This is a genomic window from Pengzhenrongella sicca (assembly GCF_017569225.1).
Taxonomy (GTDB): Bacteria; Actinomycetota; Actinomycetes; order Actinomycetales; family Cellulomonadaceae; genus Pengzhenrongella; species Pengzhenrongella sicca.
Map to the genome: position 1 here is coordinate 2,535,963 of NZ_CP071868.1, position 15,501 is coordinate 2,551,463.

The 15,501-nt window shown below is 73.7% G+C and carries 14 protein-coding genes; 4 read left to right on the top strand and 10 right to left on the bottom strand.

All coding sequences use genetic code 11. From position 1 onward, the window contains the following. Window positions 1–46 precede the first annotated feature (46 nt). Window positions 47–571 carry a GNAT family N-acetyltransferase gene (locus J4E96_RS11565; protein ID WP_227422259.1) on the top strand — a complete coding sequence of 175 codons (525 nt, stop codon included), beginning with the start codon at window positions 47–49 and terminating at the stop codon, window positions 569–571. A gap of 24 nt (window positions 572–595) precedes the next feature. On the opposite strand, the gene hisS is transcribed toward J4E96_RS11565, so the two are convergent. Both hisS and J4E96_RS11575 read right to left on the bottom strand, forming a co-directional pair. Then, complete coding sequence (gene hisS / locus J4E96_RS11570; RefSeq protein ID WP_227422260.1) at window positions 596–2,014, bottom strand: histidine--tRNA ligase; 1,419 nt, start codon at window positions 2,012–2,014, stop codon at window positions 596–598. A gap of 6 nt (window positions 2,015–2,020) precedes the next feature. After that, on the bottom strand, window positions 2,021–2,818 hold the full coding sequence (locus J4E96_RS11575) for an MBL fold metallo-hydrolase (protein ID WP_227422261.1): 798 nt from the start codon (window positions 2,816–2,818) through the stop codon (window positions 2,021–2,023). A 180-nt stretch (window positions 2,819–2,998) separates the two neighbouring features. Here J4E96_RS11575 and J4E96_RS11580 point away from each other — a divergent pair, with 180 nt between their 5' ends. From J4E96_RS11580 to J4E96_RS11590, 3 genes are all read left to right on the top strand, one after another. Next, a complete protein-coding gene (locus J4E96_RS11580; protein WP_227422262.1) occupies window positions 2,999–3,778 on the top strand; it encodes a peptidylprolyl isomerase in 780 nt (259 codons plus the stop codon). Further along, window positions 3,775–5,469: a DUF349 domain-containing protein gene (locus tag J4E96_RS11585; protein ID WP_227422263.1), complete on the top strand. Its 1,695-nt coding sequence runs from the start codon at window positions 3,775–3,777 to the stop codon at window positions 5,467–5,469. The genes J4E96_RS11580 and J4E96_RS11585 overlap by 4 nt, the downstream gene beginning before the upstream one ends. 155 nt (window positions 5,470–5,624) lie before the next feature. Further along, window positions 5,625–6,326: a hypothetical protein gene (locus J4E96_RS11590; RefSeq protein ID WP_227422264.1), complete on the top strand. Its 702-nt coding sequence runs from the start codon at window positions 5,625–5,627 to the stop codon at window positions 6,324–6,326. On the opposite strand, the gene J4E96_RS11595 is transcribed toward J4E96_RS11590, so the two are convergent. The 8 genes from J4E96_RS11595 to ruvC form a co-directional block, all read right to left on the bottom strand. Next, window positions 6,271–8,616, bottom strand: coding sequence for a RelA/SpoT family protein (locus tag J4E96_RS11595; RefSeq protein WP_227422265.1), 2,346 nt, complete (start codon window positions 8,614–8,616; stop codon window positions 6,271–6,273). The two genes, J4E96_RS11590 and J4E96_RS11595, sit on opposite strands and share 56 nt — an antisense overlap. 127 nt (window positions 8,617–8,743) lie before the next feature. Then, the gene (locus J4E96_RS11600; RefSeq protein ID WP_227422266.1) at window positions 8,744–9,277 is read right to left on the bottom strand and encodes an adenine phosphoribosyltransferase; all 534 of its coding nucleotides are present in this window, start codon (window positions 9,275–9,277) and stop codon (window positions 8,744–8,746) included. A gap of 4 nt (window positions 9,278–9,281) precedes the next feature. Then, complete coding sequence (secF, locus tag J4E96_RS11605) at window positions 9,282–10,400, bottom strand: protein translocase subunit SecF (RefSeq protein WP_227422267.1); 1,119 nt, start codon at window positions 10,398–10,400, stop codon at window positions 9,282–9,284. Then, entirely contained in the window at window positions 10,400–12,244 is a 1,845-nt protein-coding gene (gene secD / locus J4E96_RS11610) for a protein translocase subunit SecD (RefSeq protein ID WP_227422268.1), read from the bottom strand. The genes secF and secD overlap by 1 nt, the downstream gene beginning before the upstream one ends. 143 nt (window positions 12,245–12,387) lie before the next feature. Next, complete coding sequence (gene yajC, locus J4E96_RS11615; protein WP_227422269.1) at window positions 12,388–12,918, bottom strand: preprotein translocase subunit YajC; 531 nt, start codon at window positions 12,916–12,918, stop codon at window positions 12,388–12,390. A gap of 114 nt (window positions 12,919–13,032) precedes the next feature. Then, window positions 13,033–14,085 carry a Holliday junction branch migration DNA helicase RuvB gene (ruvB, locus tag J4E96_RS11620; RefSeq protein WP_227422270.1) on the bottom strand — a complete coding sequence of 351 codons (1,053 nt, stop codon included), beginning with the start codon at window positions 14,083–14,085 and terminating at the stop codon, window positions 13,033–13,035. A 14-nt stretch (window positions 14,086–14,099) separates the two neighbouring features. After that, window positions 14,100–14,729: a Holliday junction branch migration protein RuvA gene (gene ruvA, locus J4E96_RS11625; protein ID WP_227422271.1), complete on the bottom strand. Its 630-nt coding sequence runs from the start codon at window positions 14,727–14,729 to the stop codon at window positions 14,100–14,102. Window positions 14,730–14,899: 170 nt separating this feature from the next. After that, window positions 14,900–15,472 (bottom strand): crossover junction endodeoxyribonuclease RuvC, encoded by a 573-nt coding sequence (gene ruvC / locus J4E96_RS11630; protein ID WP_227422272.1) that lies wholly within the window; start codon window positions 15,470–15,472, stop codon window positions 14,900–14,902. Window positions 15,473–15,501: the final 29 nt, after the last annotated feature.

The window sequence follows — 15,501 nt, forward strand, 5'->3', positions numbered from 1 at the left end:
GGTCAAGAGGTGCGCAGGACCGGCCCGAGCGGGCACAGTGGCGGGCGTGACCACCCCCGAGCCGCCTGCCGTCGACCTCCGAGTGATTGACGTCGCCGCGCTACGCGCGCTGCTCACGAGGGATCTCGAGCTCGCAGGCCGGCTCATCGGCGCCCCCGTGCCGGCGTTCTTCGCCGACGAGGCGTGGCTGTGGCAGTGGCGCCTGGGCCAGATCGAGGCCGACCCGGCGTCGGCAGGCTGGTACGTCCGCGCCGCGGTCGACCGGGCCGACGGCGTCGCCGTCGGGCACGCCGGCTTCCACGGGCCGCCCGACGCCGCCGGCATGGTGGAGATCGGCTACACGGTGGACCCCACCCGGCGCGGCCGGGGACTCGGCCACGCCATCGTCGCCGCGCTGCTCGCCGACGCCGCCCGGCAGCCGGCCGTCCGGGTCGTCCGGGCGAGCGTCAGCCCGACGAACGCGGCGTCGCTGGCGCTCGTACGCCGCGCCGGGCTTGTACGGGTCGGCGAGCAGTGGGACGACGAGGACGGCCTCGAGTGGGTGTTCGAACGCCCCGTCGATCCCCGCTGACCGGGGCCGACCCGCGGCCGCGACTCAGCCGAGCGCGGGTTCGACGCGCGGCCACAGGTCGGCGGCCGGCGGCGCCCAGGTCGCGGCGTCGGCCTCGACCTGCGCGCCCGAGCGGATGTCCTTGACCTGGTCGGCGGTGGCCGCCACGGGCGTCCCGTCCTCGGCCACGGCCGCCGCCGACCCCGGGAACCACACGAACGGCACGCCGCGCCGGTCCGCGTACTTGATCTGCTTGCCGAACTTGGCCGCGGTCGGCGCGACCTCGACCGGGATGCCGCGGGCGCGCAGCGCGGCGGCGATCCGGTCGGAGCCGGAGCGGCTGCCCTCGCTGGTCACCGCGACGACGACAGCGCTCGGCACCGTCCGGGACACGCGCACGAGGTCGGCCGCGAGCAGCCGCGACACGAGCCGCGAGACGCCGATCGACAGGCCGACGCCCGGGTAGGTGTGCGCGCCGTCGGTCGCGAGCGTGTCGTAGCGCCCGCCCGAGCAGATCGAGCCGAGCTGCTCGTGCCCGACGAGTACGGTCTCGTAGACCGAGCCGGTGTAGTAGTCGAGCCCGCGCGCGATCTTCAGGTCGGCGACGACGACGCCGGGCGCGCGCTCGGCCGCGGCGGTGACGAGAGCGCCGAGCTCCGCGAGGCCGGTCTCGAGCAGCTCGGACTCGATGCCCTCGCGCTTCGCCAGCACCCGGACGCGGTCGACGACGCTCGCGTCGCCACCGGAGATCGCGGCCAGCTCGAGGCACGCGGCCGCCTGCTCGGGCGACGCCCCGGTCTCGGCGACCAGGACGCGCGCGACGGCGTCGGCCCCGATCTTGTCCAGCTTGTCGATGCAGCGCAGCACGCCGTCGATGTCCTCGAGCCCGAGCCCGCGGTAAAAGCCCTCGGCGACCTTGCGGTTGTTGACCAGGATGCGCACGGGCGGGACGCCGAGCGCCGCGAGCGAGCCGAGCGCCTCGGCGATCACCAGGGGCAGCTCGACCTCGTAGTGGTACGGCAGCTCACCCGCGCCGACGACGTCGATGTCGGCCTGCACGAACTCGCGGAACCGGCCGTCCTGCGGCCGCTCGCCGCGCCACACCTTCTGGATCTGGTAGCGCTTGAACGGGAAAGCGAGGTGGCCGGCGTTCTCCAGCACGTACCGGGCGAACGGCACGGTGAGGTCGAAGTGCAGCCCGAGCTGGCTGGCGCCCGCGCCCGCATCGGCCGCCGCATCCGGCGCGCCTGCGGGCTCCTCCTGGAGCCGGCGCAGCACGTAGACCTCCTTGGAGGTCTCCCCCTTGCGCAGCAGCTGGTCGAGGGGCTCGACGGCGCGGGTCTCGATGCCGGCGAAGCCGTGCAGCTCGAACGTGCGCCGGAGCGCGTCGAGGATGTGCTGCTCGATGGTGCGGCCGGCAGGCAGCCACTCGGGAAATCCGGACAGGGGGGTGGGACGGGCCATGGGGCCTCATCCTGCCAGGTAGGGGTTCCGCCTGAGCTCGAGGTCCATCCGGGTGGCCGGTCCGTGCCCCGGCAGCAGGATCGTGCCGGGCGTCAGCGCGCCGGCCAGGTGCCCGAGCGTCCCGGCCATCGCGCGGCCGTCGCCGCCGGGCAGGTCGGTCCGCCCGATCGTGCCGGCGAACAGCACGTCGCCGGTGAGCGCGGTGCGGGTCGCGCCGTGCGCGAGGTCCTCCTCGCCGGGGGCGAACGGCAGCGACGTCGTCGGACCCGCCACGCCGTCGACGACGTACAGCGTCGCGCCCTGCGTGTGCCCGGGCGCGTGCAGCGCCGTCAGCGGCGACCCAGCGAACAGCAGGCCGCCGAGCTCGAGCACCTCCGGCCCCTCCGCGTCCGGCGCCGCGCCGAAGGTCTCCACGACCGCGGGGGCGCGGTAGCTCGCGGGCGAGATCCCGGCGGCGGCGATCGCCTGCGCGAGCGGCCCGCCCGGGTCGTGGCTCGTGCCGTCGCCCGCCACGCCGAGCCCGAGCGAGCCGAACGGGTCGGCGAGCCGGTAGGCGTCCGCCGCGTGCAGCAGCACCGGGACCCCGTAGGCGGCGCTGACCTCGGCCGCTCCCCACGTGTGGTCGACGTGCCCGTGCGTGGCGAGCACCGCCGCGGGGCGCAGCCCGAGGGAGTCCACGATCGTGCGCACGCGGGTCGCGATCCCGGCGCCAACGTCGGCGATGACGCACGACACGCCGTCGTCGGCGATCACGAGGTAGCAGTTGGTGCCGAAGACGGGTGCGACCGCCGTGAGAACGTCCATCCGACCAGGCTATCGAGGCGCGGCGGCGGCCCGGCCCGGCCCGCGTGGCGCGCATCCGCGCGGCGCCCGGTCGCCGGGCGGTGCCAGCGCACAGATACCCCGCCCAAGTTGCCTAGACTGTCCCCCGTTCCGGGTGTCGCGACGAGCGACGTCGTGCGTCGTCAGCCTCGAGGAGTTCGGTTGTCCCCCAGCAAGCGCGAGCGCGAGTACGCGCGCCGTCGCTATGAGCGCTACCAGCAGCACGTCGCGACTGAGCGCAGCAAGCGCCAGCAGCGGCGCCGGGCGGCCCTCGCGGCGCTCGTCGTCCTGCTTGTCGTGCTCGGGACCGCGCTGACCGCAGCGGTGCTCGACGGCCGGAAGGCCGACGTCGCGGGCGACAGCCCGAGCGCAGACGCCTCCGCCAGTGCGGACCCCGCGGCCGACACGGCCACGTACACGCTGCCGGACCCGTCGTTCGCCGAGGGCCGGACCTGGACGGGCACGATCAGCACCAGCGTGGGCGACATCGGCATCGAGCTCGACGGCGCGGCGGCCCCCCAGGCCGTGGCCTCGTTCGTGAGCCTCGCGCAGCAGGGCTACTTCGACTCGACCCCGTGCCACCGGCTCGTCACGGGCGGCATCAAGGTGCTCCAGTGCGGCGACCCTACGGGCGCCGGCACGGGTGGCCCCGGATACTCGTTCGGGCCGGTCGAGAACGCACCGGCCGACGACGTGTACCCCGCCGGCACGATCGCCATGGCGCGCATCGGCGACGACGCCGCGTCGATGGGCAGTCAGTTCTTCCTCGTCTACGAGGACTCGACCATTCCCGCCGACTCGGCGGGTGGCTACACCATTTTCGGCCGTATGACGTCCGGCCTGGACGTCGTCACGGCAGTCGCTGACGCCGGTGTCGAGGGCGGAGAGACCGACGGTCCCCCCGCCACCAGCGTCACCATTCAGGGAGTTGAGACCCAGTGACCGAGAATTCCACCCCCGCCACCGAGCCGGTCGAGGAGAACGCCCCCGCGGCGATCGTCCCCGACCAGGCCGCGCCGGCAGCGCCTGACGCGGTCGAGCAGCCCCCCGTCGAGGCCGCGGAGCCCGCTCCGGTCGAGCCCGAGCCGGCCGCACCTGCCGAGCCGGTCGCCGCCGAGCCGGTCGCTGCCGAGCCGGTCGCTGCCGAGCCGGTCGCTGCCGAGCCGGTCGCCGTCGAGCCCGAAACCACCGAGCCCGCCGCGCCGGCCGAGCCCGCCGCGGCCACGCCGCCGGCGCCGCGACCCGTCCCCCGCCCGGTCCCGCGGCCGATGCCGCGCGCCCCCCAGGCCCCGACCGCGCTCACCGCGACGACCGACGGGCCCGCGCCGTCGGCGGCGATCCTCCCGCCGCTCGACACGGTCGCAGCGGCCGCCGCGACGGCGTTCGGCCGCGTCGACGAGGACGGCACGGTCTACGTGCGCGAGGGCCAGGGCGAGACCGAGGCCGAGCGCAGTGTCGGGCAGTACCCCGGCGCGACGGCCGAGGAGGCGCTCGCGTTCTACGTGCGCCGCTACCTGGACCTCAAGGCCAAGGTCGTGCTGTTCGAGGCGCGCCTGGCCGCGACGGACCTGCCGGTCAAGGAGATCGACCAGACGGTCGCCAAGCTGACCGAGGAGACCGCCGAGCCGGCCGCCGTCGGCGACCTCGCCGAGCTGCGCTCCCGCCTGGACGCGATCCGCACGATCGCGGCCGAGCGCCGCTCCGCGATGGAGGCCGAGCGCGCCGCCGCCAAGGAGGCCGCCGTCCTCGCGCGCACCGAGATCGTCGAGCAGGCCGAGAAGATCACGAGCACCGACCCCGAGCGCATCCAGTGGCGCCCGGCGGGAGAGCAGCTGCGCGTGCTGCTCGACCAGTGGAAGGAAGCCCAGCGGTCGGGCCCGCGGATCGACCGCCCCACGGAGGAGTCCCTCTGGAAGCGGTTCAGCCACGCCCGCACGTCCTTCGACCGCGAGCGGCGCCACTTCTTCGCCGAGCTCGAGACGCGCAACGCGGAGGCCCGCGCGGTGAAGGAAGCCCTCGTCGCCGAGGCGGAGCGCCTGTCCTCCAGCACCGACTTCGGCGGGACGGCCGCGGCCTACCGCGACCTCATGGCGCAGTGGAAGGCCGCCGGCCGCGCGAGCCGCAAGGACGACGACGCCCTGTGGGCCCGGTTCCGTGGCGCCCAGGACGCGTTCTTCGCGACCCGGGACGCCGCCGCCGCTCTGACAGACGGCGAGTTCAAGGCGAACCTCGAGGTCAAGGAGCAGCTGCTCGTCGAGGCCGAGCGCCTCGTGCCGATCAAGGACCTCGCGGCGGCGAAGGTCGTGCTCCGCGACATCCAGGAGCGGTGGGAGACGGCCGGCAAGGTGCCGCGCGGCGACGTGCAGCGGGTCGAGGCGCGACTGCGCGTCGTCGAGACCGCCATCCGCGACGCCGACGCGTCCGCGTGGACCCGGGGCAACCCCGAGACCCGCGCGCGGGCCGAGGGCGCCGCGGCCCAGCTCGAGGCGGCCATCGCCGGCCTCGAGGCGGATCTCGCCGCCGCCCAGGCCGCCGGGAACCAGCGCAAGGTGACCGAGGCGCAGGCTGCCCTCGACACCCGCCGGTCGTGGCTCGAGCAGGTCCAGCGCGCGGCGGACGACCACCGCGCCTGACGCACCACGCACCACCCGACCGCGCGCGCCCGCGGCCGAGCCCTCGTCCACAAGGGGGGCCGGCCGCGGGCGCACGCTCGTTGCGGGCGCGCGATGCTGGCGCGATGAGGATGCGGGCGCGATGAGGATGCAGGCGTGATGACGATGCAGGCGCCATGACCGCGCCGGCCGCGTCGGCACTGGGGTGGCTCGACGGTTCGCCGGCGACGATCCCCGAGGTCCTCGCCGTCCCCGACCTCGGCCCGATCGCCTGGCAGGCGCTGCTGCGCGACGGCGTGACGCGCCGCGTCTGGGGCGAGGTGGCGATCCCCGCGGACCGCGCGGAGACGCCGGCGGTCCGCGGGGCCGCCACCCGCCCGCTCGTGCCGCCGCGCGCCGTCGTCGGTCGGGCCGCCGCCGCGTGGGTGCACGCCGGCGGCCCCGCGCCGGACCGCATCGACGTGCTGGTGCGCCCGAGCGGGCGGCGGCCCGATCCCCACCCCCAGCGCTGCCCGCACGAGTGTGTCCTGCCGGCCGACGACGTCGTCGGCGTGGGGCCGGTCCGGGTCACCACCGTCGAGCGGACGGCCGTCGACATCGCCCGGTGGCTGCCCGCCCCCGCCGCCGTGCCCCTCCTCGAGCGACTGGCGCGCGACGCCGGGCTGCGGCCCGGCCACGCGCTCGGGCTGCTGGACGCGCTCGCCGGCCATCGCGGCCGGCGTGCGGCCAGGACCACGCTGCGCCAGCTGCACGAGGACCTCGAGCCGGGACCCCACCCGCGCCCGGCCGAGCCGACACGCGCCCGGACCGCCGCGGCGCGGCTCAGCCCAGCGTCACCTGGTTCGCGGCGTGCTCCGCGTCGGCCCGCGACCCCGTGAGGCGGTAGACGTCGAACACACCCTCGACCTTGCGCACCGCCGCGAGCACGGAGGCGAGGTGCCCGGGCTCGGCCATCTCGAACACGAACTTCGACAGGGCGACCCGTTCGCGCGACGTCGACACGCTCGCGGACAGGATGTTGACGTGCGAGTCCGACAGCACCCGGGTCACGTCCGACAGCAGGCGGCTGCGGTCGAGGGCCTCCACCTGGATCTGGACCAGGAACATCGAGCTGCCGCCCTGGGTCCACTCGACGTCGACGATCCGCTCGGGCTGCGCGAGCAGGCCCTCGACGTTCACGCAGTCGGTGCGGTGCACGCTTACGCCGGCGCCGCGCGTCACGAAGCCCATGATCTTGTCGCCCGGCACGGGCGTGCAGCAGCGCGCGAGCTTGACCCACACGTCGTCGACGCCCTTGACGACGACGCCGGGGTCGCCCGTGCGGACCCGACGCGAGTTGCGACCCGGCTGGGCCGTCTCGGCGAGATCCTCCTCGGCGCCCGGCTCGCCGCCCATCGACTGCACGAGCCGCTGGACCACCGTCGCGGCGGACACCTGCCCCTCGCCGATCGCGGCGTACAGCCCCGACACGTCCGAGTGGCGCATCTCGTTGGCGAGCGCGATGAGGGCCTCGTGCGACAGGAGCCGCTGGATCGGGAGGTTCTGCTTGCGCATCGCCTTGGCGATCGCCTCCTTGCCCTTCTCGATCGCCTCCTCGCGGCGCGACTTCGAGAACCACTGGCGGATCTTGTTGCGGGCCCGGGGGCTCTTGACGAACACGAGCCAGTCGCGGCTCGGGCTCGCGGACTCGGACTTCGAGGTGAGGACCTCGATGACGTCGCCGTTCTCGAGCGTCGAGTCGAGCGGCACGAGGCGCCCGTTCACGCGGGCCCCCATGGTGCGGTGGCCGACCTCGGTGTGCACGGCGTAGGCGAAGTCGACCGGGGTCGAGCCGGCCGGCAGCGCCATGACGTCGCCCTTGGGCGTGAAGACGTAGCACTCGGCGCCGGCGATCTCGAACCGCAGCGAGTCCAGGAACTCCGACGGGTCCGCCGTCTCCTTCTGCCAGTCGACGAGCTGGCGGAGCCAGGCCATGTCGTTGCCCGCGGCGTCGGTGGTCGCGCCGTCCTTGGTCGACTCCTTGTACTTCCAGTGCGCCGCGACGCCGTACTCCGCGCGCCGGTGCATGTCGTGCGTGCGGATCTGGATCTCGACGGGCTTGCCGCCGGGGCCGATCACGGTCGTGTGCAGCGACTGGTAGAGGTTGAACTTCGGCATCGCGATGTAGTCCTTGAACCGGCCCGGGACCGGGTTCCACCGCGCGTGCAGCGCGCCGAGAGCGCCGTAGCAGTCCCGCACCGAGTCGACGAGGACGCGCACCCCGACGAGGTCGTAGATGTCGGCGAAGTCGCGCCCGCGCACGATCATCTTCTGGTAGATCGAGTAGTAGTGCTTGGGGCGCCCGGACACGACCGCCTTGATCTTCGCGGTGCGCAGGTCGGCGCCGACCTGCTCGCGCACGACCGCGAGGTACTCCTCGCGCGCCGGCGCCCGCTCGGACACCAGGTGCACGATCTCGTCGTAGACCTTCGGGTACAGGGTGACGAAGGAGAGGTCCTCGAGCTCCCACTTGATCGTGTTCATGCCGAGCCGGTGGGCCAGCGGAGCATAGATCTCGAGGGTCTCGCGGGCCTTGCGCTCGGCGGACTCAGCCGCGACGAACTTCCAGGTGCGCGCGTTGTGCAGGCGGTCGGCGAGCTTGATCACCAGGACGCGGATGTCGCGCGACATCGCCACGACCATCTTGCGCACGGTCTCGGCCTGCGCCGCGTCCCCGTAGGTGACCTTGTCCAGCTTGGTGACGCCGTCGACGAGCATCGCGACCTCGGGGCCGAAGTCCCGGCGCAGCTCGTCGAGCGAGTAGTCCGTGTCCTCGACCGTGTCGTGCAGCAGCGCCGCCACGAGGGTCGGGGTCGTCATCCCGAGCTCGGCCAGGATGGTCGCGACCGCGACCGGGTGCGTGATGTACGGGTCGCCGCTCTTGCGCAGCTGCCCGCGGTGGGCGCGCTCGGCGACGGCGTACGCCTGCTCGATCGCCGCCAGGTCGGACTTCGGGAAGTTCGCGCGGATCGCCTGGAGCAACGGCTCGAGCGTGGGGCTCCCGGCGGAGCCGCGGTTCCCGAACCGGACCAGGCGCGAGAGCACGCGGTTGCCCGCGGGCGTCGTCTCGGTGGAGACCTCGGCGGCGAGCGCCGCGTCGTCGCTGTCGGTGCGCGTGTCCTCGCTCATCTGCCCTCCCCCGTCCCAAGCGCCGTCAACCTGCGGGCCGTCGCACGACCCCAGGTGGAACAGTTCAGTCTAGGGCCGCATTCCAACCGCGCTCGCGCCGGGGCAGCATCGGCGCAGGTGACGCCGCTCAGTCGACCGAGAGGATCACGTCGAGCGAGCGCGTGCCGAGCATCGACCGGCCCGGCAGGAAGGTCAGCTCGAGCAGGAAGGCGAGGCCGACGACGACGCCGCCCGCGCGCTCGATCAGCGACGACGTCGCCGCCGCTGTGCCGCCCGTGGCGAGCACGTCGTCGACGACGAGCACCCGTGCGCCCGGTTCGATCGTCGCCGGGTGCACCTCGACGGTGGCCGAACCGTACTCGAGGTCGTACGAGGCGCCCATGATCGGCCCCGGGAGCTTGCCGGCCTTGCGCACGGGCACGAATCCGATGCCGAGCGCGGACGCGACAGGCGCGCCCATGATGAACCCGCGCGCCTCCATGCCCGCCACCAGGTCGACGCCGCCCGCGCGGCGCGCGACGTCGGCGAAGTGCTCGACGACGGCGCCGAACGTCGGGCCGTCGGCGAGCAGCGGCGTGATGTCCTTGAACATCACCCCGGCCGCAGGGTAGTCGGGCACGTCGCGGATCAGCTCGGCGCAGCGCCGGGCGAGATCGGTCACGGCGCTACTTCCGGCCGGTCTTGCGTCGCTTGGGCTGTGCGGCCGTCCCGAGGTGCTGGCCGGGCAGAAGATGCCCGCCGAAGCCCACGGTCGCGGCGGCCAGGGTCGCGCCGTCACCGCCCGCGGCAGCCGTCTCGGCGGCCCGCGCGCGCAGCTCGAGGACGCGCGCCGTGTGGGCGGCAATCTTCGGCTCGCGTTCGCGGAGCGAGACCTCGAGCGGGGTCGCGATGAAGATCGACGAGAACGTCCCGATGAGCATGCCCACGAACAAGGCGAGCGAGATGTCCCGGAGCGTGCCCGGACCGAGGATGAACACCCCGACGAACAGGATCGCGGAGACCGGCAGCAGCGCGACGACCGAGGTGTTGATCGATCGGACCAGCGTCTGGTTGACGGCAAGGTTCGCGAGCTCGGCGTACGTCGACCGGCTCTGGTCGAGCACCCCCGCGGTGTTCTCGCGCACCTTGTCGAACACGACGACCGTGTCGTAGATCGAGTACCCGAGGATCGTCAGGAAGCCGATCGTCGTCGCCGGCGTGACCTCCCACCCGATCAGGGCGTAGAACCCGACGGTGATGACGAGGTCGTGCCCGAGCGCGACGAGCGCCGCCACAGCCATCCGCCAGGCCCGGAAGTACCCGGTCATGACGAACGTGACCAGCACGAGGAACACGACCAGCCCGGTGATGGCCTTGGTCGAGACGTCCTTGCCCCACGAGGGGCCGACGAACGAGCTCGTGACGTCCTCGACCGGGACGTCGTACGCGGTCGCGAGGGCCGCGCGGACCTCCGTGACCTCGTCGGCCGTGAGGGTCGCGGTCTGCACGCGCACGCCGGAGGTGCCGACGGTCGAGACGCGCGCGGCCTCCTCGGACGAGATCGACGCGACGGCGTCGATGGCGGGCTGCTGGGACGACTCGGACGAGCCGGTGATCGTGAACTGCGAGCCGCCCCGGAACTCGATGCCCGGGTTGAGGCCGCGGCCCGGCAGGAGCAGCAGGACGAGGGAGAGGAAGACGAGCGTGCCGCCGATGACGAACCACAGGCGCCGACGGCCGACGATGTCATAGGACGTGCGGCCCGTGTGCAGGGCGTTGCCCCACTGGGCGAATCCGACGGCCATCAGGAGTCGTTCCTCTCGGTGTGCGCAGCGCCCGCGGCGGGGCCGTCAGCGTCGTCCGGCTGCGCGTCGCCCGGGTCCCCCGGGTGCGTGTGGGCCTCGTCCGAGTCGACGGAGCCGCCGTCTGCCTCGACCGCGCGGTCGGCGGCACGCTGGGCGGCCCGCCGCTCCGCGATCGTCTGGCGGGGGGCATCGGCGCCGAAGCCGGTCGCCGCACGCGCGCCGACCGGGACGGCCGCAGCGACGACGGCGTCGTCCTGCACCCCGGCGGGCGCGGGGGCGTCCGACCCGGACGCGACGGGAGAACCCGCGTCGGCGCGCGCGACGACCCGGCCGCGACCGGCGTACCGGACGCCGGGCGCGCCGAGCTGGCGCGGGTCGAGCCCGGAGAACCGGTGGCCCTCCGCGAAGAACTTCGTCCGGGCCAGGAGCGTCAGGACCGGGTGCGTGAACAAGAAGACGACGATGAGGTCGATGATCGTGGTGAGGCCGAGCGTGAACGCGAACCCGCGCACCCCGCCCACCGCGAGGAAGTACAGGACGACGGCGGCGAGGAAGTTCACCGCGTCGGAGGCGAGGATCGTGCGCCGGGCCCGTTCCCAGCCCTTGTCGACCGCGCCGCGGAGCGTGCGCCCGTCGCGGAGCTCGTCCCGGACCCGCTCGAAATAGACGATGAACGAGTCGGCGGTGATGCCGATCGCGACGATCAGCGCCGCGACCCCGGGCAGGCTCAGGCGGTAGCCCTGCGTCCACGAGAGCACGGTGATCACGCCGTAGGTGAGCAGCGCCGCCAGGACGAGCGAGAACACCGTCACGAAGCCGAGCGCGCGGTACTGGAACAACGAGTACACGACCACGAGCAGCAGCCCGATCAGCCCCGCGAGCAGCCCCTTCTCGAGCTGCTCGGACCCGAGCGTCGCGGAGATCTGTTCCTCGCTCTGCACCTGGAACGTGAACGGCAGCGCGCCGAAGTTCAGCTGGTTGGCGAGCGACGCCGCGGTCTCGCGGGTGAAGGTGCCGGAGATCTCGGCCTTGCCGTCGGTGATGATCACGCCCGTGTCGAGCGACGGCGCCGAGATCACGAGGCCGTCGAGCACCATGGCGAACTGGTTCTGCGGCGAGGTGAGCCCCTGCAGGCGCGTGGTCACGTCGCGGAAGATCGGCCGACCGGCCGAGGTGAACTCGATGTTGACGACCCACTCGTTGGTGGTCGCCCCGGTCGAGGTGGTGCGCAGGCCGGAGGACGCGCTGGCGATCTCGTCGCCCTGGATCTCGACCGGTCCGAGGATGTACTTCGCGGTCCCGTCGGCGTCGCAGGTGACGAGCGCCGCGTCGTCCTCGCCGCTGTCGCCGCCCGCGAGGTTCGCGTTGTCGGTGCAGTCGAGCGCGTTCGCCTCGGCGAGCACCGCATCGGTGATGTAGTAGTCCGCGTCGCTCGGCGAGTCCGGCGCCGCCTTCGGGGTGATCGGCGTGGCCGCCTCGGTGTTGACCGCGGGGTCCAGGATCGTCAGGACCGGCCTGAACCGCATCTGCGCCGACGTCCGCACGAGGTCGAGGGTCGCCTGATCGGGCGTGCCGGGCAGCGCGACGACGATGTTGCTGCCGCCCTCGCTGGTGATCTCGGCCTCGGAGACCCCGGAGGAGTCGACCCGCTGGCGGATGATGTTGATCGCCTCGTCGATCGTGTCGCTCGTGATCTCCTGGTCACCCGTGGGGACCGGCGTCATGACGAGCTGCGTGCCACCCTCGAGGTCGAGCGCGAGCTTGGGGCTGAGGGAGGCGTCAGACCACTGGACCCCTGCGAGCAGGGAGCCGAACAGGGCGACGACGAGTACGCCGAGAGTCACCAGCGTCCGGGTGGGCCTGGAACGACGTGCTGGTGTGGCAGCCAACGGAGTTTCTCTTTTCCTGCGCGCACCCCGCCGCCGGCGCGGGGGGTGGGGTCGTGTGGGTCGCACCCTCGGCCGTCGGGTCGACGGCCGAGGTCACCTCACTTCTTGTCGGTGTCGTCGTCCGTGCTCGTGGGGGGCAGGGAGGACAGGTCGTCCGGAACCTCGATGACATCGTCGTCGGCGACGGTGGCGTCGGCCTCGATGGCGTCGGCCTCGATGACATCCTCGTCGGCCTCGGCCGCGTCGAGCTCCTCGGCGTCGATGTCCTCGGCGTCGAACTCGTCGACCTCGTCCTCGTCCGCCTCGTACTCGTCCGTCTCGTACTCGTCGTCGTCGAGCTCGTCGTCACCCTCGACGTCGTCGTCGGCCTCGTCCTCGACGGGCGGCTCGACAAGCTTCGAGATCGCCGCGCGGATCCAGCGGCTCTCGTTGCCGGGCGTCGACTCCAGCGTGATCGTGTCGCCGTCGATGGCGACGATCGTGCCGTACAGGCCCGAGCCGGTCATGACCTCGTTGCCGATGTCGAGATTGGCGCGGAAGTCACCCGCCGCCCGCTGCTGCTTGCGCGTCCGGTTCGTCATGAGCCACATCGCTCCAAAAGCAAGCGCGATGATGATGATCATTTCCATGGGGGGATGCGTCTCTCGGGTCAGTGGTGATGTCCGCCGCAGTCTAGGCGCCAGGGCTCACGTTTCCCAACGTGCCCCGGCTGGGAGAGGTTCCACCTGCGGATTCGCTCCAGATCAGCCGAACAGCGTCGGCCCGGTGACCGGCGGAGTCAGCCCCAGGTGCTCCCACGCGGCGGGCATCGCGACGCGGCCCCTCGGGGTGCGCCCGACCAGGCCCTCGCGGACGAGGAACGGCTCGGCGACGGTCTCGACGGTCTCCGGCTCCTCGCCGACCGCGACGGCGAGAGTGGTCAGCCCGACCGGTCCCCCGGCGAACCGGACGCACAGCGCGGTGAGCACGGACCGGTCGAGCCGGTCGAGCCCCAGCGCGTCGACCTCGTACACCGTCAGCGCCGCATTCGCCGCGACGAGGTCGAGCCGGCCGTCGCCGCGCACCTGCGCCCAGTCCCGCACGCGCCGCAGCAGCCGGTTCGCGATGCGCGGGGTGCCGCGCGAGCGGGACGCGATCTCGTAGCCGGCGTCCGGGAACAGCTCGACGTGCAGCAAGCCGGCCGAGCGCACGAGCACCCTCTCGAGCTCGGCGACCGAGTAGAAGTCGAGGTGGCCGGTGAAGCCGAACCGGTCGCGCAGCGGCGCGGGCAGCAGCCCCGCGCGCGTCGTCGCGCCGACCACGGTGAAGGGCGGCAGCGCCAGCGGGATCGCGCTCGCGCCCGCGCCCTTGCCGACGACGACGTCGACGCGGAAGTCCTCCATCGCGACGTACAGCAGCTCGGCCGCGGGCCGCGCGAGCCGGTGGATCTCGTCGAGGAACAGGACCTCGCCCTCCTCGAGCGAGGACAGCACGGCCGCGAGGTCTCCGGCGTGCTGGATCGCGGGGCCGGAGGTCACCCGCATCGGCGTGCCGAGCTCCGCCGCGATGATCATCGCGAGCGTCGTCTTGCCGAGCCCGGGCGGCCCCGACAGGAGGACGTGGTCCGGGGCCTTGCCCCGTCCGAGCGCCGCCTGCAGCACGAGCGACAGCTGGTCGCGCACGACAACCTGGCCCACGAACTCGTCGAAGCGGCGCGGCCGGAGGGCGGCCTCGGCGGCCCGCTCGACGTCGTCGGACCCGGGCCGCACGAGGCGCTCGGTGGTGACGTCGCCGCTCGGCCCGAGGCCTTCGGCCATGTCGTCGTCCATCATCACCGCCGCCCCGTCCCGAGCGAACGCAGCGCGGCGCGCAGGACGGTCGAGACCTCGAGGTCGGAGACCGGGTCGGCGAGGTCCGGGCGGTCGGCGAGCACGCCGGCGACCGCGTCGTCCGCCGCCTTCGCGTTCCACCCGAGCCCGACGAGCGCGTCGACGACCTCGCCCGCGCGGTCGGTGCTGACCGGCCGGTGCGCCGTGACGCCGTCGGCCGCGAGCGTGGCCGGCGCGCCGAGGCGACCGGCCAGCTCGAGAACGATGCGCTGCGCGCCCTTGTGACCGATCCCGGGCACGCGCTTGAGCGCGACCAGGTCCTCCTCGGCGACGGCGCGCCGCAGCCCGTCCGGCGAGTGCACCGCGAGCATCGCGAGCGCGAGCCGGGGCCCCACTCCGGAGACCGTCTGGACCGTCTCGAACACCGCGCGCTCGTCCGGGTCGGCGAAGCCGAAGAGCGTCAGGGAGTCCTCGCGCACCAGGAGCGACGTCGCGAGCAGCGCGGTCTCCCCCACCCGGAGGCCGGCGAGCGTGGCCGGCGTGGCTTGCACGAGCATGCCGATCCCGCCGACCTCGATGATCGCGGCGTCGAGCCTGATCGCCTGCACCGTCCCACGCACCGAGGCGATCACGTCGTTGCCCTCCCAAGCGTCTGAACGAACACATGTACGAACGGCACCCACGATAACAACCCGCGCCACCCGCCGCCGCCACGCCACGCCACGCGCGCGGACGACGGGTGCGGACAGCGGGTGCGGACTGTCGGCTCGCCGCGCAGGCGCCGCGCCCGGTCGCAGGTGAGTCAGCCGCGGGTGGGCCGGCGCGCGGCGTGCTCGGCGGCCGCCCAGGCGCGCTGCGCGACCGTCATCGCCTGCAGCTCCCGCTGCGGCGCGGCGAGCGCGCCGGCGGGGCGCCAGAGGTGGCAGATCGCCAGCGCGAGCGCGTCCGCCGCGTCGGCCGGCCGCGGCACCTCCGCGAGCCCGAGGATGCGCGCGACCATGGTCTGGACCTGCGCCTTGTCGGCCCGGCCGGAGCCCGTGACCGCGGCCTTGACCTCGCTCGGGGTGTGCAGCGCGACCGGGATCCGCCGACGCGCGGCCGCGAGCATCGCGAGGCCGGCCACCTGGGCGGTGCCCATGACGGTGCTGAGGTTGTGCTGGGCGAAGACGCGCTCGACCGCGACGACGTCGGGCATCTGCTCGTCGAGCCACTCGTCGATCCGCTCGGCGATCGCGAGCAGCCGCCGGTCGACGTCGTCGTCGATCGAGGACCGCGCGACGCCGACGGCGACGAGCTGCACGCGCCGGCCGGGCAGCGAGTCGACGACGCCGAGCCCGCACCGGGTCAGGCCGGGATCAACTCCAAGGACGCGCACCGCGCCATCGTCGCAGGCCCGCGGGCCCG